The following is a 21,533-nucleotide window of genomic DNA, read 5'->3' as shown; positions in this document are numbered from 1 at the left end:
GGTCTTCCCGCAGGAGATGAGATGCACATTACGTTATCTCGGTGTATAAAAGTTTTGTGTGTAATATACGTTCATGGAGCCGCCGAAGTAAACTCCGACGCCCAAGCGGGTGGTATCGCCCATTATGTTTTTGCGGTGTCCGGAGGAATTCATCCAGCCGTTCACCACTTCAATCGGTCCCGAGTAACCGGCCGCGATGTTTTCCGCCGCACTCCGGAACTTCAGCCCGTCCTTCTCCATCCGGTCGAAGGGAGAGAGTCCCTGCTTGTTTGTATGATCGAAATATCCGTTCACGGCCATATCTTCGCTATGCTTGCGGGCCGTCGAGGCGATGGGCTCGTCCCATTCGAACGGCGCCTTGCCGTGACGGACGCGAATGGCATTCGTCAGATCGAACGTCTGCTTCTCGTAGGCGATCCGCTGATCCGCACTGCGCGAGGCTAAGGTGCCGGAGCTGCTTTTTGCGGCGGACATGGACGTATCCTGGACGAGCATGCCGATCAGTTTCCCGCTATCGTTTGCATCGAAGTAGAAACTGACGTTCACCCCGCCCGATTCGAACGAAACCGCACCCTTGCCCGAGTCGCTGACGGCTTTGGCGCCCGCCATTTTCTGGCGGACCGTCTCCTCGTTCATAGCCGGCGTGACTCCGTTCGCTTCCGTCCAATTACCTGTGACCGTATACAGCGCGGCGACTTGGCCATTCTTGATTCCCGCCTGCAGGTAGTGTTTGTAGTCCATGGTGTTGTAAATGTACCAGGTCAGCCCGCTGCCTCCCGTATCTTTGCGGGCGGGTTGGCCCAGCCGCTTGGTCAGGTCCGCTTCCGTATCGCCTACGGCCGCACCCTCAATCATAAAATGCCGGGCTCCCAGGCTTTCCGTCTTAGGGCTGCCGTTACTACCCGAATTGTCCAGCACGGCGACCGTTCCACCGGGTGCGGCCCCGCCGGCGCTGCCGGAATTATTCGGGATTTCCGAATAAGCGACAGCGACGAGATCGCTCTGTACGCCGAGCAGATTTTGCAGGAACTTCAACGCTTCCGCGCGGGTTAAAGCGTCATCGGGGCGGAATCCGTTCTCGCTCCCGTCCGTTTTGCCTTGAGACAAGCCTTGATCCAGCAAACGCTGCACCGCTTCCTTGGTCGAAAGCAGATTGCCCTGCGTAGCCGCAATCAGTCTGGCTGCATCTCCCCGTAAATAAGGGGAGGTTGTATTTTTAAGCAACGGCCAGGAATAAATAGCCGCTTTGGTATAATAGGGATCGAACCATTGGGAGCCTGCCGCCGTTCCGGACCCCACTTTGTTGTAAGCGCGCAGCAGCAATGCCAGAAACTCCGGTTCGGTAACGGCCTTATCCGGCCGGAACGTGCCGTCCGCATAACCGTCCGTCATCTTGTGCTCATACGCCCAGCGGATCGTTTCTTCAGCCCAGTGGCCCTTGGTGTCCTTAAACGCGGATTTATAGGAAGGGGACGTCTGGGACGCCGCAGCGGCCTTATAGCCATTCCCGCCCAGTCCTGAAGCCAGCAGAGCTGCCGTTAAAAAACCGCCGATCAACATTTTGCCTGTTCTAGTTCTCATACCCTCACTCCTTGATCGGAATTATGATGCCGCTCTTCTATTCTAGCGAATCATGGGGACGGGGTAAATTGATAATTTGATAGATTTTGGCGATTGAAGAAGTTTTTTCTTCGTCAGGCGGGTCGGAACCCTCTTTCCCGGCATACTAAAAAGACCGCCTGTCGGCGGTCTGTATGTACATGTATTAGAGAATGAGCCAATTCATGGGGGAAATGATGGTCGAGACGACAGGATTTGAACCTGCGACCTCTTGCTCCCGAAGCAAGCGCTCTACCAAGCTGAGCCACGTCTCGATTACTCGGAAATAGATCAATTCGATACTAAATATTATAGCACAGCGGCAAAAGAGTTCAATACTTCTCTTCCGCAAAATGATCGGTAAAAAGCTGGCAATCACCCGGCCGTCCAAACTATTTTACATCTTCTATCGTTGAAAGAGTACATACGCGTAAAGTAAACCTTCACAAAGGAAGATCCTCATGATTGAGATCCGCAATTTATCTAAACAATATAAAAATCACCCGGCTCTCACCGGGGTGAACCTGGAGATCGGACAAGAGATGTTCGGCCTGCTCGGGCCGAACGGCGCCGGCAAAACAACGCTCATGCGCATTTTGTCCACTCTGCTTGAGCCTACGGAAGGTACTGTTCGCGTGGGAGGCTTGAACCTGCTTTCGGATGCGGAGCATATCCGCAAAATCACGGGCTATCTCCCCCAGTATTTTCATCTCTACCCGCAGCTCACAGCCTACGAATTTCTGGACTATGTGGCCGTCATGAAAGGCATCAAAAGCGCCCGTGAGCGCAAATCCCAGATCGGCGAGATTCTGCAGCAGGTCAATCTGACCGACAAGGCGCGCGCCAAGATCAAAACCTTCTCCGGCGGCATGAAACAGCGTCTGGGGATTGCGCAGGCTCTCCTCGGGGACCCCAGGGTGCTCATCGTAGATGAGCCCACGGCGGGGCTGGATCCCGAGGAGAGGGTCCGCTTCCGCAATCTCCTGAACCGCTCCAGCCTGAGCCGGACGGTACTGCTGTCCACGCATATCGTCGCGGACATCGAGAGCAGCTGCAGCCGGGTAGCGGTGCTGCACCGTGGACGCGTCGCCTTCGCGGGAAGTCTCGCCGGCCTGCAGGAGTGCGCCGAGGGTCTGGTCTGGGAAGCGGAGCTCAGCGAGCGGGAATTTGCGGCCTATGAGCCGCATGAGGTCGTAACCGCCCGCCGGACCGACCACGGCATGCTCTGCCGCATCGTGTCGGCGACCCCGCCCGCGGAGAATGCCGCAGCCGTGAAGCCCACGCTGGAGGACGGCTACCTCGCGTTGATCGGAGGTGACCGGCGTGCATAGATGGCTGCGCGCTTTTTCGCTGGAACTGCGGCTGCTGCGCAGCAATCCCGTTCTTCTGGTCCTCCCGGTTCTGTTCGGAGCCTGGATGGTCTACTCTCTCTCAGGAATCGCTCCTCCTGTATCGCAGGACCTTTATTTGTACGTGTATGACTTTCATAAGGTGAAGCACACGCTTACTTTGGGTGCGGCCATGCTGCTGGGCATCCTGCTTATCCGCAGGGATACCGCCAAAACGGCCTACGAATGGACGGCGGGCCTTCCCGTCTCACCTGCGGTCCTTTTCAGCGTGAAATATGCGGCCGGGCTCTTGTATCTTTCCTTGTTTACGGCGGCCATGGCAGTCGTGTATGTGTGCTTTGCCCTTCACTACGGCATCGGCAGGCCTATCATGCTTCGGGAGCTTTCCTTTTTCGCAGTCCAGTACGAATGGTCCTATATGGTTACTCTGGCCTTGGCTATGCTTCTGGCCATCTCCATCCGCAACCGCATCGTGTATCTGATCGGCTTTTGCGCGTGGGTTTTCGGCACGTTTTTTATCGATCAATTCATTATCGAACGTCTCGGCATTCTGGAGCTGCGGGTACTGAAGCCCTTCCATCTCAGCGGGATAACGCTCGATTCCTTCTACGCCAATGAAGCATGGGGACCGTGGATAAAAGAACGGGAAACTTGGCTCGCCAGATGGTTTGTACTCAGTTTCACCCTGGTCCTGCTTACCGTTTGCGTTACGATTCTGAAATGGGTCCGTCCGAGCGGAACACGCGCCAGATGGGCGGGCGCCCTGATTCTTTTTACCGTCTTGTCCGCGGGCTCTTATTACACCTATGTGGGATTCTGGACTCCGCATTTTGCGGCATACCGGGAACAACTTCGGAACGCACCGACAGAATCGGTCTATAATCAGCGCGCGATTACTCAGTTTACCGTCTCTTCTTACAAAATGGAGCTGGCCCCTGCTTCTTCGGATGGACTCAGAGCCTCTGTAGAAGTGTCGCTCCGGCCCGCGGATTTGCCCCAGGGCGACGTTTCATTTACCCTGCATGATTATTTTCACGTGGAACAATTGCTGCTCGATAATCAACCTGTATCGTTTACGCGCCACGGCAATTTGGTTTCCGTCGAGAGTCGTCATTTTGACTCCTCCAAAAGCAGCCAGACGCTTACCTTCAACTATGAAAGCAAAGGAATCAATTGGACATACGGACCGCAGCAGGGTGAGCAGATTATTTCTTTCGTCATGGACCCTTATCTTTACCTGCCCAATTCGGCAGCATGGTATCCTTTACCTAACAACGGACCGCTCTACCTTACCGATGAGCGCAAAAAAGGGCTGTTCTACGGCGGACCGCAACCCCTGGCTCAGCCGGCCGATTTCGATGTCACTTTTAAAGGGTTTTCCAACCTCATCTACGGTTCTATTACGGAAAAACAAGGTGCCGCGCGCATCCAGCATTTTGAGCAGAAGGGTGTAAAACATCTGACCTTCATAGCGGGAAACCTTATTCAGTTCAGTGACCCCAAGGGCAGTCTCAAGCTGCAAACAACTCCGGGCAACCGGCTGGAAGCCGACCTTTTTTGGAAAGATATGTTGAGGATGAAAGCTTATTATGAAGCTCTTCTGCAGACAAATCTAAGCGCCGTGCGTAACATCGTGTACCTGTCTTACGGGAATCTGATTTCTCCGGACAGCCGTCAATCGGCGGTTGCGGGAAGCAGCTATTATATCAACGAATCCAGAAATCACAACCTGGACGATTATCAGCGTATTCGGACCACTTATGCTCTCCTGTTCGGAGATGACTCCTACCAAAGCAGTTACGCTGAGGTTTCCAAAGATGCGAACGGTAACACGGACGAGACCGTCAAGCCTTCCATTTTCATGGAAATCCGTGCCGCGTTTTTATATCTGTATTATCGGGACGGACTTCAGCTTACGGAGGAGCAAATCAGGAGCGTTCAGTTCTCGGACCAGTTTCTTCCGAAAGATCGAATGACCGGTGACCGGGGTCTCGGCCAACAGATCAAGAACCATATTCTCCTACAAGTCCGTGAGGCGTTGGATGCGGACAAAACGGAAGAAGTGAAAAAAGTGCTGGCCTCTTTTTATAAAAAAGGGCTTAGCGCTCCCGACGCCCCTTTCCGCTATCCGGTAGTCACCCTTGATGATTGGAACCGGGAATGGGCAAAGGTGTTCGGATCGTGAGCCTATGGCTGCAGGACCTCAGAGGATTTAAAAGCATGTGGGGCTTGCCTCCGCTTCTTTATGTACTTATGCTCGGATGTGCTATCTGGAGCTCGGATCCGGAGCAGCCGGGCAATGCATTGTTTTACGGGGAGCTTGCCTTCTACCCGCTCGTTGTCATGCTTTGTGCCGCGCTGTTTCATCGGGAGCTCGGAGGGCCTATGGAAATTTACGCGACCTTTCCCCAGTCCCTGACAGGGATGGCGGCCCGTAAAGGACTGATCCTGCTGGCCGTCTGCACAGGTTATCAGGCTGCCTGGTTTACGGCCTACCAAGCGAAATTCGGTGCCGTAACAACGCTGGTGTATTCTTACGGCCCTGCCGGTAAGTCTTCTATACGTACCTTGCACAGCTTCATGCCGCTTCTGCTCCAGATGCTGCCGGCTCTGCTGTTTATCGCCGTTCTTACCCTTACAGTTATGCTTACGGTCAAGAAGCTCTACGCCGGACTTTTTGCAGGACTCGCCCTGTGGATGCTCGATATTCTTTCACACGGGAGCTGGCTTCCTTACTTCACCATTTATACGGTCCATATTCAGGAGCAGTCTAAGGAGATCCCGGATCTTTTTCTTCCGAACCGCCTTGTTCTGCTGTCTGCTGCACTCGTTTTAACCGTAATCTTGAACTATACGGTTCATGACCGCAGCCGCTGGATTGTCTCCGAAGAAGAATAATATAGCCGGCCTCATAGACGTGACCGGAGAAAGGAAACGACAGATGCTTACGGATGAAGAGCTGGCCCAAGCCATGGCCCGCGGCGATCAGGCCGCTTTTGAGGCCTTCGTTCACCGCTATCACGCGCCGCTTCAGCATTATCTCGAGCGGACCCTGCACGATCCCCGCAAGGCGGAAGATCTGGTCCAGGAAGTATTTGTGCGTCTGCTCAAGCAGCTGCAGCAACAGAAAATTCCCGATCACATCCGACCCTGGATGTACCGGGTAGCCTTAAATCTATGCCGGGATTACTGGAAGAGCCTAGCTTACAGAAACGAGCAGCAATTGACGGCTGAACCGCCCGAGGCTCAGGATACCCAGCCTTCGGTTGTTGAAATTTACGAGCGGCAGGAAGCTCGCAAAGAAATTATCGGAGCCCTCCGCTCCCTTCCTGAAGTTCAGAAGGAAATTGTCATTCTTCGTTTCTTTCATGATCTGAAGCTTCAAGAAATTACGGAAGTTCTGCAAATCCCGCTCAGCACGACGAAGACTCACCTTTACAGCGGCCTTCGTAAACTCAAAGCTCTCCTCGGCCCCAAAGCCGGGAGCTTAACCGATACCGGCGGCGGAAGGAAAGAAAATCGCGGCAAACCGACCAAGGAGGGGACCCCTTATGTATGAACCTGACGACAAAGAGCTGGACCAACTGGAGAAAGATACGGCTGTCCTGCTGAACGGATACCTGGTTAAAACGCCTGACCGCATAGATACTGCGAACCTGCTCGGCAGGCTTCAAAGCCACTTCGATGCCATACGCGAGAACAGTCCGGGTACAACCCGGCCTGAACATTCGGCGGACCTGCGGCCGTCCCTGTGGAAGCTTTGCCGCCACCAGCTTTTTATGTACAACAAGTGGTTCTGGCTGCTTAGCCTGCTGCTCTTTGCCATGCTGCTGCTGCTGAACTCGCCTTACACCATAGCCGGCTCCTTGCCGGGCCGCTCGTCTTATTCGCTGGCTTTCCCGCTGCTGCTCGTTTGCGGCTTTCTGTACCAGTACCGAAGCTGGAATGAAGGGATGCGCATGATCGAAAGCGTCACGCCTTATCCCCCGGCGCTGCTCATGTTCAGCCGCTTAATCGTTCTGCTCGTTACGAATGCGGTGCTCGGCCTCATCGGCTCTCTCTACACGTTTGCAACCATGAGCTATTCAAGGTCCTGGATGACGCTTCCTTTTCTTTTCGACTGGATTGCTCCGCTTCTGCTCGTCACGGGGTTAACCGCATATTTTATGATGAAGCGCGGCATGCTCTCCGCTATAATGGCCGCTCTGACAGGCTGGGGTGTAGAACTGTTCATGGAGGAGTGGCTTCGCCGGGAACTAACCGGACCGGACTGGAACCGGGCACTGATTCTTCAGGCGGTGCTTATCGCGGCGGGTGTTCTTTTCCTTCTATCCGCCTATCGGAAAAGTCTGCGGCTGACAAGCGTGCAGGGATGGCGGTCGGCATGATCCGGCTTAATCAGCTCGTCCGTCTCTACGAGGGTCATATCCGGCTGCACGTAGATCAACTGACGCTAGCTCCCGGCCTGATTCTGCTCGTCGGAAAAAACGGAGCAGGCAAGTCCACTCTGCTCCGCCTGCTGGCTACCGCTGATTTTCCCGACGGAGGGGAAATCAGCTATCTGGAAGGGACCGTCAAGGAACAGCTTCCCCAGATACGGAGCCGGATCGGTTATGTGCCGACTGATGTGGAGCTTCATGAAGACATGACACCCATCCGGCTGATGAACTACATGTGTCTTCTTAAAGGAGCCGATCCTTCTCAAGGAGAACAGCTGATGCGCGAGCTGCATCTGGAGGATGTCAAACGAAAGCGGATCGGATCGCTTTCCCAAGGAATGAAGCAGCGGCTGGCAATCGGGCAGGCTCTGCTCGGCTCTCCCCGTTATCTGCTGTTGGATGAGCCTCTCAACTACCTGGATTCCATCGAGCGCAAAACGGTTATCCGCCTCTTGTACCGGCATGCCCGCGGCAGTATCGTGCTTATCGCGGCCCATGAGCTGAACGAGTGGCAGGAAGCCGACCAGCTCCTATGGCTGAACGCCGGCAAGCCGGAATTTTACGGAACGCCTGGAGCCTGGAGGCAAGTTCCTCTCGGTGTTTGGCAGGGGATTCTTCCCCGTGCTGATGCCTGCCCCTTCGACGAGGCTTGCGTGATGATCCGCAAGCTGGTTGGAGACCATATCGAATGGCGGGTGTTCAGCCGCGAATGCCCTGCACCGGGGTTTGTCCAAGTCCCGCTGACAACCGAGGACGCGTACTTTATCCGCTCCCGGCGCCTATTGTAAAATTTTTTATAAAATTCCGCCCTTGGTTCGACCGGATGGCGGTTTTTTTGTACCTGGAAAAATATTTTTACCGGAAGTGCAGAACTCGAATCAAATCGTTTCGTCTATAGTGATGGAGAGGGGAGGGAGAAAGACATTTTAACGCAGCAAGAGGAACTGCTTGTCCAAGGCATGCTTGCCGGAGATGAGGAAGCCTTTCGTGAGGTTGTCCGGACTTACCGGAATTACGTGTTTCAAATTGTGTTTTCGGTCGTCCGGCATCCCAAAGATGCGGAAGACGTCATGCAGGAAGTCTTTCTCAAGATGTATACCTCCCTCCCCCAAACCGAGGTAAAAGGCTTGAAAGCTTGGATCTCCCGCGTGGCCGTCAACAAAGCGATCGATTACAAACGCAAAGCCTACCGCCAGCGGGAAACAGCGACCGACGGTATGGAAGAAGCAATGCCCCCTCCCTCCCTGAGTGGGTCCGATACCGAAGATCCGCTGTTAAGCAAAGAGCTTCAGGCGCTTGTTATGCGCAAATTGGAGGAGCTTCCCGAAAACTATAGAGATGTCATTATTGCCTTCTACTACGAAGATAAATCGTACCAGCAAATTGCCGACGAGCAGGAAGTCACCGTGCAGACCATCAAATCCAAACTATACCGGGCAAAACAGTGGATTAAGCAGCACTGGAAGGAGGAAGAGTTCGAATGAGTCATAGAAGCCGCGATGAATGGAAGCTTTACATTGCCGGAGAAATTACGGATGATCGTCAGAGAGGCCTTTGGGAGGATCACTTGTATGAATGTGACCTTTGCCTGGAGCTATATACGGAATGCCTGGAATTCTTGTCACCGGCTCTTCCCCTTCCGGATGAGGCCGATACTGAACGCATGATCGATCAAATTCTAGCCCGAAGCGGCAGCCTGCCGGTTGTACAGGAAGCGGCTCCGATGGCTGCACAGAAACAGGAAGAACCCGAAGAAAGCCTTGACCGGACGGAAGCGAAAAAACACCGGAAAGCCCGCTCCCCGAGACGGACGGCCTTGACCCATTACGCTATAGCAGCCGCGGCGACGTTCCTGCTTATGACCACCGGCGTGTTCGGACGCATGACGGACCAGTTCTCCCTGGTCCACACCGAACAGAAGAAACCGCTCGCTACACCGGTGTCCGATAAGCTTATGGAACAGACCTTCGCTTTCTTCGATTCTCTGCATGCCCAGAAACCAAAAGGAGGACATCCCCTTGAACCCTAGATCCAACACAGTCGCGCTGCTGCTCTCGTTTATACCGGGACTCGGGCATTTGTACTTAAAACGCATTTTCAGGGCCTTCCTGTACGGAGCCGGTTTCTTCGGTCCGGTCGCTTTGGCCTTTCTCATTGTTGTGGATGGGCACGGCTCTAAAGACTATGCCGTCCTCCTCCTGCTCTTTGCGGCCGCATGTTGGGTCGTTAACATGGTCGACATGTTTATTACACTCGGCAGCAGGCCTTCGTATCCGCCTCCCGGTTACCATGAATATGGAAACCTGGGACACGATCTCGGCCATGGTCATAGTCATGGTCCCGGCCCTGGCGCCGTTCCGGAATTCAATCCGGCACTCTACGAATGGCAGCGCAGGGAGGAGCGCCGGAAGATTATCCTGGCTTCCTTTATTCCCGGCCTGGGCCACTACATGCTGGGCATGATGTACCGCGGGCTCTCCGCCATGACATTCTTTATCGGGGCAGCGATTGTGATTTTCTTCGGGGCATCGCTCACCCATACCGGAGAATTTCTCTTCTTCCTGCTCGCGCTGCCCGTGCTTTGGATCTATATTCTTTTTGATGCCGTCCGGCAGTTGGAAAAGAAACAGGCCGGCATGGAGCTGACGGACCGGACGTTCTTCGACGACTTCAGCGAAAGCCGTCAGGAAGGCAGACGGAGCAAGACGATTGCTACCGTTCTGGCCGTATTTCCCGGCGCCGCCCACTTGTATCTCGGGCTTCAAATGAGAGGGCTTCAAATCATGGCAGGCTTCCTGTTCTCCATTTATATTATGGATGTCCTCCGCCTCTCGCTCTTTTTGTTCCTGATTCCGATCTTCTGGTTTTACAGCTTTTTCGATGCCCTGCAGCTGATTTCCCGGCAAGAATTCGGATATGTCGAAGACAAGCCGATTTTTAAAGGAATCAAACGCCATCAGCGCAAGATCGGCTTTCTCATCATTCTGGTCGGCCTGTACTATCTGACGAATGAAGTACTGCTCGACGTATTACGGAGATATTATCCGGATTGGCACTGGCCGTATTCGATCTCCTCATACTTCCAAACGTTTATCGTCGCCCTGGTTTTAATCGGGGGCGGGTTAACCCTGCTCTTCAATTCCCCGAACCGGAAATCTTAAAAATTCCAACGCCAAGCTCCGCAGAGCATATTGCCCTGCGGATTTTCTTTTTTCATGAATTTAGAGACAAGAAAAGCGCACCTATCCCCTCGGTTAGCCATTCAAACCAAGTCGCAGGCTTCCTCCGGCATCCAGTGCTTATCACGACCCTCCCATTTGACATTGCAGCCAATTGGGTTAGTGACAGGGATAGGAACAGGTTTGCCTGCCGAAATCGCTTCTAGAGCCTCCTGGAGGTTGTTTACGGTCATGTTAGCGGTTTCCCTCGGGTTATCGACTCCGCGCCCTGTGTAGACCAGCTTACGTCTGTCGTTAAACACAAAGAAATGAGGGGTACGGAGAGCGCCGTAAGCAAGTGCAACTTCCTGACCCTTGTCGTGAAGATACACCCAGGGGAATTTCTTTTCCTCCATGCGTTCTACCATGTTCTCAAAAGAATCCTCCGGGTTAGTCTGGGAGCTGTTGCTGTTAATCGCAACAAAAGCGACGCCTTGTTCGGTAAATTGCTCCGCCGTGCGCCGCGTGATCTCCTCTGAACCCAGGACATACGGACAGTGATTGCACGTAAAGAAAACAACCAATGCCTTCGCGTGCCGGAAACTGTCTAATGTGTAAATATTGCCGTCCGTACCCTGTAAACGAAAATCCCTGGCCCCGTCTCCAATTCCTAACGTAAATCCCATGATTCATCCCTCCTTGACTATAAACTATACCTTATCAGTACCTCTTATGACGAAGTTAGAATCGGTTTGTTACCAAATTGTAAGAAATTTCATGCATATCAAAATGAAAAAGGAACCCCTAAGGGTTCCTTTCCGTCGGTGATTACTTGGATGATCTTCTACATCTTGCTGTTCACAAACCTTCACAGTGAAACGGCTTTTAGAACACGTCCCGGTGTCTTTGGCACATCTCCTCCAGTTTGGCTTTACAAGCTCGAATGACCTTCAGATGATTGTTCTGCTGACTTTTCCAACGGAACCACACCTCTCTGTGTTCACCGACAATCCTAGTATGTCCCGGTTCTCAATTGCTATGCACTCCGCGCGAAGTTTTTTTTATCGTTAACTTCCTTCTCCCTGATTTTGACGGGAATGATTCCGTTTCTTCGCTTTCTTCGATCCCGACAGAGGCTCATTGGCAGGAGTGTTGTATCTCTCCCGTTCCTCCTGCGTCACGTTGTCCCCCACGGGTTGCGCCTTCGGCTTGGACATCTTTTTTCACCCCAAACGGTCCGTTTTCGGAATTTTTCGCTTCTATTCTTCGTGATTCAAAGCATCCTGATGACGACGGTCATTGGTCTGCTGCTGAATTTGCTGGGCATCGTGACTGTTTACAGCCGATTTATTCAAATCTTTGGCCACATTTTGCAGATTCTTATCCCGCGTTCTTTGTCGGGTCATATCAGTCCACCCCCATTTCGGCTACAAGCAGTTACGCATGCGTGAGCTCTTGCAACACTTGAGCACATTCGTGAATATGCCGGACATAATCCTTGACCAGGCCCTGAATAATTTCGCTGGTTTCATCCGCGTGCACGTCATCACGCTCCACATCCACCAGTTCCACCTTCACTTCCCGCGAGTCCACGTAAGTACATTTAAAGTCGAACGTGTAATGCGTCCTGCCCGCGTTCGTGATATGAATCCGGATTGCCTGCGGGTCAGCCTCATCGGGCCATACGCGCGCATGATCGGACTCGGGAAGCGTATTAGGCAGTTCCTCCATCCAAGCTTTGGCGAGCTGATCTCTTTCCACAGACGGCTTTTCCGTCTTGATCATCATCCTACACCACCCCCTACCGTTAACATGCGTCAAGGCGTGGTCCGCTTATTCTTTTGCCGTTGCGACAAAAGCTGGGTGATTTCCGTGCTGCAACCTTTCTTCAAAGCAACCAAAGCACTTCCAATGGTTTAAAAGAATATACATGAACGCAAAAAAACTGCGGCGCTTAAGCTCGCAGTTCGTAAGGTCTTATTGTATAAGAGTTGAATGGCGGAGAGGGTGGGATTCGAACCCACGGTGCCCTCACAGACACGGCGGTTTTCAAGACCGCTGCCTTAAACCACTCGACCACCTCTCCAGAAAGCTACCGACTTCCGATCACAGAAGACAGTAACTGTAACAGAGAAATTTTATCACAATCAAAGTTCTATTTACAAGTGTTAATTTTTACGCAGCACCGTAACGCCATTCATGTAAGGAACCAGCACTTCCGGAACCGTAACCGAACCGTCTTCCTGCTGGTAATTTTCAAGGATGGCCGCTACCGTCCGTCCGATGGCAAGCCCCGAGCCGTTCAGCGTATGTACGAATTCCGGCTTCGCTTTGGCATCTCTGCGGAAACGGATATTGGCGCGGCGCGCCTGGAAGTCCTCGAAGTTGCTGCACGAGGAAATCTCCCGGTAGGCTTCCGAGCTTGGCAGCCATACCTCAAGATCGTACGTCTTAGCCGATGTGAAGCCGATATCGCCTGTACAGAGCGTCAGAACGCGATAAGGCAGCTTCAGAAGCTGAAGCACGCGCTCCGCGTTATGAGTGAGCTCCTCGAGCTCCTCGTACGATTCCTCGGGCTTGACGAGCTTGACCAGCTCCACTTTGTTAAACTGGTGCTGGCGGATCAGGCCGCGGGTATCCCTTCCGGCAGCTCCCGCTTCGGAACGGAAGCATGCGCTGAACGCGACGAATTTACGCGGAAGCTGCTCCGCGGCAAGAATATCATCCCGGTGGTAATTGGTCACCGGCACTTCCGCTGTCGGAATCAGGAAATATTCCGAATTCTCGATATGGAACACGTCTTCCTCAAACTTCGGAAGCTGCCCGGTTCCCGTAAGGCTGTCCCGGTTTACGATATACGGAGGAAGCATTTCTTCATACCCGTGCTCCGTACTGTGCAGATCCATCATAAAGTTCATCAGAGCGCGCTCCAGACGAGCGCCCAGACCCTTATAGAACACGAAGCGTGAGCCCGTCACTTTACCGGCCGCTTCAAAATCCAGAATTCCCAAATCCGTGGCCAGATCCCAGTGAGCTTTCGCCTCGAATCCGAATTCCGGAACGTTCCCATTGCGGCGGATCTCAATGTTATCCTCTTCCGTGGCCCCCACCGGGACGCTTTCATGAGGAACATTCGGTATAGAAAGAAGCAGGTGATTCAACTCGACTTCCAGTGTCCTGAGCTCCTCATCCAGTTCTTTGATGCGGTCACCCACGCCTTTCATTTCGGCGATCAGATCGTCCGCATCCTCTTTTGCCTTCTTACGCATCGCCACTTCCTGCGATACCGTGTTCCGGCGGTTCTTCAGCTGCTCCACTTCCTGCAGCAGCTCTCTGCGTTTCACATCAAGTTCCGCTATACGCGTAACTTCTTCGAGCTGCTTGCCTCCGCGGTTTTTCATAGCGGTTTGAACCGTTTCTATGTCGGTACGGATTAATTTAATATCGAACAAGGAGACTCCTCCTCCTAAAGTTGTAAAAATGGAACAAAAGCACCCTTCTCTCGTATGGAGCAAAAGAGGTGCTTCTGCTTTTGGATCGATTAACGGGTTTCCCGGATCATATCCAGAAAATAAGCGTGCATGCTTGAATCATCCGTCAGTTCGGGATGGAACGAAGCCGCAAGCAGATGACCCTGTCTGGCGGCCACGATTTGCCCGTTGTACTCGCTTAACACGTCCACGCCGTTTCCGACCTGATCGATAAGCGGCGCCCGGATGAAAACGGCCCTTACAGGCCGATCAATGCCCTTAACGGGCAGATCGGTTTCAAAGCTTTCCTGCTGCCGGCCAAACGCATTGCGCTGCACGGTCATATCCATCAGTCCCAGATGGGCTTCTTCCTGACCCGCAATCTTATCCGCGATCACAATCAGTCCGGCACATGTGCCGAAGACCGCTTTTCCCTGATCGGAAAAATCCTGAATCGCTTCGATAAAACCGTAGCGTCTCATCAATTTGCCAATCGTGGTACTCTCGCCTCCGGGAATGATCAGGCCGTCCAGTTCGGCAAGCTGCTCCGTCCGCTTCACAACGACGCCTTCTCCGCCAACCGCCTCGATCAGGCGGATATGTTCCGCTACGGCTCCCTGCAGAGCCAATACGCCAACTTTCATCGTTCTTCCCCGCTTCCTGCCTCGGCTGATTACCAGCCGCGATCCTGCATCCGCTCGGAAGCATGCAGCTTGGAGATTTCGATGCCTTTCATCGGGGCTCCCAGGTTTTTGGAAACCTCCGCAATCAGCTTGTAGTCTTTGTAATGTGTAGTCGCTTCTACGATCGCACGCGCGAACTTCTCAGGGCTGTCCGATTTGAAAATACCGGAGCCTACGAATACACCGTCCGCGCCAAGCTCCATCATAAGAGCCGCATCGGAAGGAGTCGCTACACCGCCTGCGGCGAAGTTAACGACCGGCAATTTGCCGTTCTCGTGAATATATAGAACCAGATCGTATGGAGCACCCAGGTTTTTGGCTTCGGCATACAGCTCGTCCTTCGCCAGGCTCTGGATTTTCCGGATTTGAGATTGAATAAGACGCATATGACGAACCGCTTCCACAATATTGCCTGTTCCCGGTTCACCTTTCGTACGAAGCATGGAAGCTCCTTCGTTGATACGGCGCAAAGCTTCGCCGATATCTTTCGCTCCGCATACGAAAGGAACGGTGAAGTCCTTCTTGTCGATATGGAACACTTCGTCTGCCGGTGTCAGTACTTCGCTCTCGTCAATATAGTCCGCACCCAGCGCTTCCAGCACACGTGCTTCTACAATATGACCGATACGCGCTTTAGCCATTACCGGAATGGAAACAACCTTCATAACCTCTTCCAGAACAGTCGGATCCGCCATGCGGGCTACGCCGCCTGCCGCACGGATATCGGATGGTACCCGTTCCAGTGCCATAACCGCGGAAGCACCCGCAGCTTCTGCAACCTTAGCTTGTTCCGCATTCATGACGTCCATGATGACGCCGCCTTTTTGCATTTCAGCCATGCCTCTTTTTACGCGCGAAGTACCCGTCTCCATATTAAATCCTCCTGGAATTTATATCCCTAGCTAGATTTTTCGTTCATGAACTTCTAAGCTAACATTTTACATGAACCTGTTCGTGAAAACAATAACTTTTCCTGAGAGAACCCGCTTAGAATAAGCCTTTAACCCCGTTGAACAGATCTGCGAACAAGTTTTTGATCGCCCGCATCATCATCCGGAACCAGCTTGCTTTTTCCATATCGTTTTCGGCCACCAAATCAACCGTTTCGGAGTTTTTACCGAAGGACAGGGTAGCTGTACCCAGCTTGTCTCCCTTTTTGAGAGGGGCAACCAGTTTGTCCGCTGCCAGCAGATCAACCTTCGTTTCCAGCTTCGTATCCGCGGTTCCCTTCTTCACGGCAAAAGCTACATCGTTTTTCAGGACAGCAGGCGCTTCCAGTTCTACGCCTTTTGTAATCGGCACGGTTTTCTGCGCGTCGAGAGCAGTTCCGGCTTTAGCCAACGTTTTGAATTCAAAATTGGTAAATCCGTAGTCCAGCACTTTGCGTGTCTGGTTAAAACGTTCCGGCTCCGTTTTCGCACCCATCACAACGCTGATTAAGCGCATGCCGTTGCGTTCGGCCGTACCAGTAAAGCAATACTTGGCTTCATCGGTATGACCGGTTTTAAGGCCATCTAGACCCTGATAAGCATACTTCTTGAAATTCACATTGCTGCTGTTGCCTTCAAGCATCCAGTTGTAATTAATCATCGGACTTTTATCCGATTCGCGTAGTTTTTTTGAAGGAACCTTTGTATACTCCAGCACTTCTTTATGCTCTGTAACCAGATGTCTTGCGAGAATGGCTACATCCTTCGCTGACATCACCGTCTCCCCTTGAATACTTTTAGGGGCATTCTCCTTAATATCCGCTCTGGATAGGCCCGTCGCATTAATGAATTGGGCTTTATCCGACATGCCGAGCTCTCTTGCTTTGTCGTTCATCAACTTGGCAAAACCTTCTTCCGACCCGCCAAGCTTTTCCGCAAGAACAATAGAAGCATCGTTGGAAGAATAAATCGACATCGCATAAAACAAATCTTTGATGGTCAGGGTTTCGCCTTCCGCGATTAGCTGGCCGGACCCGATTACGCTGGCCGCGTACTTGCTTGCCGTGGCGGTATCTTCCCACTTAAGCTTGCCATTGTGAATCGCTTCCATAACGAGGTATTCTGTCATCATTTTGGACATACTTGCCGGAGGCAAGACTTGATCGGCATTTTTCTCAAATAAAATCTGTCCTGTGCTCGCTTCCATCAGAATAGCAGAACTAACATCCAATTCGGGTTCGCCGTCAGCCGCCAACGCGGTAACCGCAAATATGTGAAGGAAGGATACTTGTAGCATTGCAAAAACGAGGGCCAAAGATACTTTTCTTTTCCAGAAACCAAATTTTTTCAACTCACACACTCCTATTTGTAAATTCATGATGAGTCTTATTGTACCATTCCCCAGGCATAAAAAAAAGGAGACCCCGGTCCTGAAACCGGGGTCCCCTATATGGCTCGAAATATTCTAGTTACATCGAGTAGTTGGGGGCTTCTTTCGTAATTTGCACATCATGCGGATGGCTTTCGCGTAGACCCGCACCCGAGATACGAACAAACGTTGTATCGTTGATCAAAGTGTCGATGTCGGGAGCACCGCAGTACCCCATACCGGAACGAAGACCACCAACGAGTTGATAGATGGTATCGGCCAGCGGCCCTTTGTAGGCTACACGTCCTTCAATACCTTCCGGCACCAGCTTGGTTTCGTTCTCCTGGAAATAACGATCCTTGCTGCCTTCTTTCATTGCTCCGAGCGAACCCATACCACGGTAAACCTTAAAGCGTCTGCCTTGATAGATCTCCGACTCTCCCGGGCTTTCCTCCGTACCTGCAAAAAGGCTTCCCAGCATAACGGCGCTTGCGCCCGCGGCGATCGCCTTTACTACATCACCGGAGTACTTGATGCCGCCGTCTGCGATGATCGGTACGTTGTACTCACGTGCAACGGACGCACAATCGTAGATAGCGGTGATTTGTGGAACACCGATACCGGCGATAACACGGGTTGTACAAATTGACCCAGGGCCAATTCCAACTTTGACGATAGAAGCGCCTGCTTCGATCAGATCACGCGTTCCGTCTCCGGTAGCCACGTTACCGGCAATAAGCGGCAGCTCCGGATATTGGTTGCGAAGCTTTCTGACCGTCTCCAGAATGTTGATATGATGACCGTGAGCCGAATCAACAACCAGCACGTCCGCTCCGGCTTCTACAAGTGCCGCGGCGCGTTCCATCACGTCTTTGGAAACTCCTACTGCGGCTCCGCACAGCAGACGACCGAACTCGTCTTTGCCTGCATTAGGGAACTGAATAGCTTTTTCGATATCCTTAATCGTGATGAGACCTTTCAGGACAAAAGAGTCATCCACCAGCGGCAGCTTTTCGATCTTGTGCTGTTGAAGAATTCCTTCCGCCTGCTCCAGGGTTGTCCCAACCGGAGCCGTCACCAGATTTTCTTTTGTCATGACTTCCTCAATTTTAATGGAGTAGTCATGAACAAAACGCAAATCACGGTTGGTCAAAATCCCAACCAGTTTCTTATTCTCATCGACGATCGGCACGCCGGAGATTCTGAACTTCGCCATGAGTGCTTCCGCATCGTATACATGATGCTGCGGTGTAAGGTGGAATGGGTTCGTAATAACACCGGACTCCGAACGCTTAACCCGGTCTACCTCGCCGGCTTGCTGCTCAATGGACATATTCTTATGAATAATTCCGATTCCGCCTTCACGGGCGATTGCAATCGCCAGAGCGGCCTCTGTCACCGTATCCATCGCTGAACTGAGGAGAGGAATATTTAATTTCACTTTCGGGGCAAGCTTGGTGGAAACATCAATCTCTTTACCGAACACATTTGATTTACGAGGCACCAGAAGTACATCGTCAAACGTCAATCCTTCTTTTGCGAATTTAGCATCCCACACAGGGTTTGCCCTCCTCTTCTGTCTTTAGATATTATTGCAATCATACATAAGGCGTTTTTTCATGTCAAGAAGCAGAGCATGACAATCTTGGCGTTCCCTGCTAGCATGTCTCTTTTCTATAACAAAAAACCTTTTCGAACTCTCATTCGAAAAGGTTTTATTTGTGCTTGGCAACGTCCTACTCTCCCAGGACCCTTCGGTCCAAGTACCATCGGCGCTGGAAGGCTTAACGGTCGTGTTCGGGATGGGTACGCGTGGTTCCCTTCCGCCATCGTCACCAAACAGGTGTCTATTCAGACAAATCAGGGTTGCTCCCTGAAAACTAGCAGCGAAACGTGCAGCCGATCCATCCAAAGATCTTGTGGTGCATATATAGCCTATGCTTTCGATGCGGTCTTTCCTGTCGGAAATAACCTTGTAGGTCAAGCCCTCGACCGATTAGTATTGGTCAGCTCCACACATTGCTGTGCTTCCACCTCCAACCTATCTACCTCGTCGTCTTCAAGGGGTCTTACTAATTGGGAAATCTCATCTTGAGGGGGGCTTCACGCTTAGATGCTTTCAGCGCTTATCCCTTCCGTACATAGCTACCCAGCGATGCCTCTGGCGAGACAACTGGTACACCAGCGGTACGTCCATCCCGGTCCTCTCGTACTAAGGACAGCTCCTCTCAAATTTCCTGCGCCCGCGACAGATAGGGACCGAACTGTCTCACGACGTTCTGAACCCAGCTCGCGTACCGCTTTAATGGGCGAACAGCCCAACCCTTGGGACCTACTTCAGCCCCAGGATGCGATGAGCCGACATCGAGGTGCCAAACCTCCCCGTCGATGTGGACTCTTGGGGGAGATAAGCCTGTTATCCCCAGGGTAGCTTTTATCCGTTGAGCGATGGCCCTTCCATGCGGTACCACCGGATCACTAAGCCCGACTTTCGTCCCTGCTCGACCTGTATGTCTCGCAGTCAAGCTCCCTTATGCCTTTGCACTCTTCGAATGATTTCCAACCATTCTGAGGGAACCTTGGGGCGCCTCCGTTACTCTTTAGGAGGCGACCGCCCCAGTCAAACTGCCCACCTGACACGGTCCCTCTACCGGATCACGGTAGTAGGTTAGAACTCCGATACGATCAGGGTGGTATCCCAACGGCGCCTCCACCCAAGCTGGCGCTCAGGCTTCAAAGGCTCCCACCTATCCTGTACAGATCGTACCAAAGTCCAATATCAAGCTGCAGTAAAGCTCCATGGGGTCTTTCCGTCTTGTCGCGGGTAACCTGCATCTTCACAGGTATTAAAATTTCACCGGATCTCTCGTTGAGACAGCGCCCAAGTCGTTACGCCATTCGTGCGGGTCAGAATTTACCTGACAAGGAATTTCGCTACCTTAGGACCGTTATAGTTACGGCCGCCGTTTACTGGGGCTTCGGTTCACAGCTTCGGGTTACCCCTAACCGCTCCCCTTAACCTTCCAGCACCGGGCAGGCGTCAGCCCATATACTTCGCCTTGCGGCTTCGCATAGACCTGTGTTTTTGCTAAACAGTCGCTTGGGCCTTTTCACTGCGGCCCCCTCGTGCTATTCACACTACCGGGGCACCCCTTCTCCCGAAGTTACGGGGTCATTTTGCCGAGTTCCTTAACGAGAGTTCTTCCGCGCGCCTTAGAATTCTCTTCTCGCCCACCTGTGTCGGTTTGCGGTACGGGCACCTTCGCCTGGCTAGAAGCTTTTCTCGGCAGTGTGAGATCAAGACCTTCGCTACTGTAATTTTCGCTCCCCATCACAGCCCAGCCTTCACGATGTGCGGATTTGCCTACACATCAGCCTCACTGCTTGGACGGACATCCATCAGTCCGCGTCCCTACCCTGCTGCGTCACTCCATTGCTCATAACGGCTTACGGTGGTACAGGAATTTCAACCTGTTGTCCTTCGACTACGCCTTTCGGCCTCGCCTTAGGTCCCGACTTACCCTGAGCGGACGAACCTTCCTCAGGAACCCTTAGGCTTTCGGCGGATCAGATTCTCACTGATCTTTTCGTTACTCATACCGGCATTCTCACTTCTGTACAGTCCAGCAGTCCTCACGATCTACCTTCACTCCGTACAGAACGCTCCCCTACCCATGCACGCTAGGTGCAAGTCATAGCTTCGGTGGTGTGTTTAGCCCCGTTACATTTTCGGCGCAGAGTCACTCGACCAGTGAGCTATTACGCACTCTTTAAATGGTGGCTGCTTCTAAGCCAACATCCTGGTTGTCTGTGCAACTCCACATCCTTTCCCACTTAACACACACTTGGGGACCTTAGCTGATGATCTGGGCTGTTTCCCTCTTGACAATGGATCTTAGCACTCACTGTCTGACTCCCGGGGTAATGTCTGTGGCATTCAGAGTTTGACTGGACTTGGTAACCCTTGGCGGGCCCCGTACCCAATCAGTGCTTTACCTCCACGACACATCCCCCGAGGCTAGCCCTAAAGCTATTTCGGGGAGAACCAGCTATCTCCGAGTTCGATTGGAATTTCTCCGCTACCCCCACCTCATCCCCGAATTTTTCAACATTCGTGGGTTCGGGCCTCCAGTGCGTGTTACCGCACCTTCACCCTGGACAGGGGTAGATCACACGGTTTCGGGTCTACGCCTGCATACTATAGTCGCCCTATTCAGACTCGCTTTCGCTGCGGCTCCGCCTTTTCAGCTTAACCTCGCATGCAAACGTAACTCGCCGGTTCATTCTACAAAAGGCACGCCATCACCCATTAACGGGCTCTGACTTCTTGTAGGCACACGGTTTCAGGTTCTTTTTCACTCCCCTCCCGGGGTGCTTTTCACCTTTCCCTCACGGTACTGCTTCACTATCGGTCGCTAGGGAGTATTTAGCCTTGGCAGATGGTCCTGCCGGATTCCGACGGGGTTTCACGTGTCCCGCCGTACTCAGGATCCGTCTAGGCATACGTTCACTTTCGGCTACAGGGCTGTTACCTCTT

General features: G+C 52.6%; 19 protein-coding genes, 2 tRNA genes, 1 rRNA gene and 1 other annotated feature. Of the genes, 9 read left to right on the top strand and 13 right to left on the bottom strand.

Translation table 11 applies throughout. The features are described 5' to 3' along the window. Window positions 1–33 precede the first annotated feature (33 nt). Both HMPREF1207_RS13585 and HMPREF1207_RS13580 read right to left on the bottom strand, forming a co-directional pair. A complete protein-coding gene (locus HMPREF1207_RS13585) occupies window positions 34–1,581 on the bottom strand; it encodes a CAP domain-containing protein (protein ID WP_009677042.1) in 1,548 nt (515 codons plus the stop codon). A gap of 216 nt (window positions 1,582–1,797) precedes the next feature. Continuing rightward, window positions 1,798–1,874, bottom strand: a tRNA-Pro gene (locus HMPREF1207_RS13580). Window positions 1,875–2,060: 186 nt separating this feature from the next. On the opposite strand from HMPREF1207_RS13580, the gene HMPREF1207_RS13575 reads away from it, so the two are divergent. The 9 genes from HMPREF1207_RS13575 to HMPREF1207_RS13535 all read left to right on the top strand — a co-directional run bounded on the left by HMPREF1207_RS13575 (window position 2,061) and on the right by HMPREF1207_RS13535 (window position 10,548). Then, a complete protein-coding gene (locus HMPREF1207_RS13575) occupies window positions 2,061–2,930 on the top strand; it encodes an ABC transporter ATP-binding protein (protein ID WP_009677110.1) in 870 nt (289 codons plus the stop codon). After that, window positions 2,923–5,133, top strand: coding sequence for an ABC transporter permease (locus HMPREF1207_RS13570; protein WP_009676989.1), 2,211 nt, complete (start codon window positions 2,923–2,925; stop codon window positions 5,131–5,133). The genes HMPREF1207_RS13575 and HMPREF1207_RS13570 overlap by 8 nt, the downstream gene beginning before the upstream one ends. Next, a complete protein-coding gene (locus HMPREF1207_RS13565) occupies window positions 5,130–5,846 on the top strand; it encodes a hypothetical protein (protein ID WP_138918250.1) in 717 nt (238 codons plus the stop codon). The genes HMPREF1207_RS13570 and HMPREF1207_RS13565 overlap by 4 nt, the downstream gene beginning before the upstream one ends. 43 nt (window positions 5,847–5,889) lie before the next feature. Then, entirely contained in the window at window positions 5,890–6,507 is a 618-nt protein-coding gene (locus HMPREF1207_RS13560; protein WP_009676987.1) for an RNA polymerase sigma factor, read from the top strand. Next, window positions 6,500–7,336 carry a hypothetical protein gene (locus HMPREF1207_RS13555; protein WP_009677059.1) on the top strand — a complete coding sequence of 279 codons (837 nt, stop codon included), beginning with the start codon at window positions 6,500–6,502 and terminating at the stop codon, window positions 7,334–7,336. The genes HMPREF1207_RS13560 and HMPREF1207_RS13555 overlap by 8 nt, the downstream gene beginning before the upstream one ends. Further along, window positions 7,333–8,175: an ATP-binding cassette domain-containing protein gene (locus tag HMPREF1207_RS13550; RefSeq protein WP_009676977.1), complete on the top strand. Its 843-nt coding sequence runs from the start codon at window positions 7,333–7,335 to the stop codon at window positions 8,173–8,175. The genes HMPREF1207_RS13555 and HMPREF1207_RS13550 overlap by 4 nt, the downstream gene beginning before the upstream one ends. A gap of 171 nt (window positions 8,176–8,346) precedes the next feature. Beyond that, window positions 8,347–8,871: an RNA polymerase sigma factor gene (locus tag HMPREF1207_RS13545; RefSeq protein ID WP_009676999.1), complete on the top strand. Its 525-nt coding sequence runs from the start codon at window positions 8,347–8,349 to the stop codon at window positions 8,869–8,871. After that, the gene (locus tag HMPREF1207_RS13540) at window positions 8,868–9,416 is read left to right on the top strand and encodes a hypothetical protein (RefSeq protein WP_009677023.1); all 549 of its coding nucleotides are present in this window, start codon (window positions 8,868–8,870) and stop codon (window positions 9,414–9,416) included. Before HMPREF1207_RS13545 ends, HMPREF1207_RS13540 begins: the two co-directional genes overlap by 4 nt. Next, window positions 9,406–10,548: a hypothetical protein gene (locus tag HMPREF1207_RS13535; protein ID WP_009677030.1), complete on the top strand. Its 1,143-nt coding sequence runs from the start codon at window positions 9,406–9,408 to the stop codon at window positions 10,546–10,548. Before HMPREF1207_RS13540 ends, HMPREF1207_RS13535 begins: the two co-directional genes overlap by 11 nt. A gap of 101 nt (window positions 10,549–10,649) precedes the next feature. On the opposite strand, the gene HMPREF1207_RS13530 is transcribed toward HMPREF1207_RS13535, so the two are convergent. From HMPREF1207_RS13530 to rrf, 11 genes are all read right to left on the bottom strand, one after another. Continuing rightward, window positions 10,650–11,231: a thioredoxin family protein gene (locus tag HMPREF1207_RS13530; RefSeq protein ID WP_009677077.1), complete on the bottom strand. Its 582-nt coding sequence runs from the start codon at window positions 11,229–11,231 to the stop codon at window positions 10,650–10,652. 381 nt (window positions 11,232–11,612) lie between these two features. Continuing rightward, entirely contained in the window at window positions 11,613–11,762 is a 150-nt protein-coding gene (locus HMPREF1207_RS13525) for a small acid-soluble spore protein P (protein WP_036739717.1), read from the bottom strand. Between the two features lie 42 nt (window positions 11,763–11,804). Next, window positions 11,805–11,951 (bottom strand): hypothetical protein, encoded by a 147-nt coding sequence (locus HMPREF1207_RS29840; RefSeq protein WP_016423741.1) that lies wholly within the window; start codon window positions 11,949–11,951, stop codon window positions 11,805–11,807. Between the two features lie 31 nt (window positions 11,952–11,982). Further along, the gene (locus HMPREF1207_RS13520) at window positions 11,983–12,333 is read right to left on the bottom strand and encodes a hypothetical protein (RefSeq protein WP_009677036.1); all 351 of its coding nucleotides are present in this window, start codon (window positions 12,331–12,333) and stop codon (window positions 11,983–11,985) included. A 208-nt stretch (window positions 12,334–12,541) separates the two neighbouring features. Next, window positions 12,542–12,631, bottom strand: a tRNA-Ser gene (locus tag HMPREF1207_RS13515). 82 nt (window positions 12,632–12,713) lie between these two features. Beyond that, the gene (serS, locus tag HMPREF1207_RS13510) at window positions 12,714–13,997 is read right to left on the bottom strand and encodes a serine--tRNA ligase (protein ID WP_009677100.1); all 1,284 of its coding nucleotides are present in this window, start codon (window positions 13,995–13,997) and stop codon (window positions 12,714–12,716) included. An 89-nt stretch (window positions 13,998–14,086) separates the two neighbouring features. Beyond that, entirely contained in the window at window positions 14,087–14,659 is a 573-nt protein-coding gene (gene pdxT / locus HMPREF1207_RS13505; protein ID WP_009677008.1) for a pyridoxal 5'-phosphate synthase glutaminase subunit PdxT, read from the bottom strand. Between the two features lie 29 nt (window positions 14,660–14,688). Then, window positions 14,689–15,570, bottom strand: a complete 882-nt coding sequence (pdxS, locus tag HMPREF1207_RS13500) for a pyridoxal 5'-phosphate synthase lyase subunit PdxS (protein WP_009677085.1) — start codon at window positions 15,568–15,570, stop codon at window positions 14,689–14,691. A 115-nt stretch (window positions 15,571–15,685) separates the two neighbouring features. Continuing rightward, window positions 15,686–16,987, bottom strand: coding sequence for a D-alanyl-D-alanine carboxypeptidase family protein (locus HMPREF1207_RS13495; protein ID WP_231392077.1), 1,302 nt, complete (start codon window positions 16,985–16,987; stop codon window positions 15,686–15,688). A 109-nt stretch (window positions 16,988–17,096) separates the two neighbouring features. Continuing rightward, on the bottom strand, window positions 17,097–18,554 hold the full coding sequence (gene guaB, locus HMPREF1207_RS13490; protein WP_009677073.1) for an IMP dehydrogenase: 1,458 nt from the start codon (window positions 18,552–18,554) through the stop codon (window positions 17,097–17,099). A 165-nt stretch (window positions 18,555–18,719) separates the two neighbouring features. Continuing rightward, window positions 18,720–18,836: ribosomal RNA gene (gene rrf / locus HMPREF1207_RS13485) — 5S ribosomal RNA — on the bottom strand. Window positions 18,837–18,984: 148 nt separating this feature from the next. After that, window positions 18,985–21,327 (bottom strand) — a sequence feature (most likely nonfunctional fraction of RNA operon). Window positions 21,328–21,533: the final 206 nt, after the last annotated feature.

Origin of the sequence: Paenibacillus sp. HGH0039, assembly GCF_000411255.1 — a bacterium.
Classification (GTDB): Bacteria; Bacillota; Bacilli; order Paenibacillales; family NBRC-103111; genus Paenibacillus_F.
The sequence above is the reverse complement of the archived record's forward strand: the minus strand, read 5'-3'. Positions and strand labels throughout refer to the sequence as shown.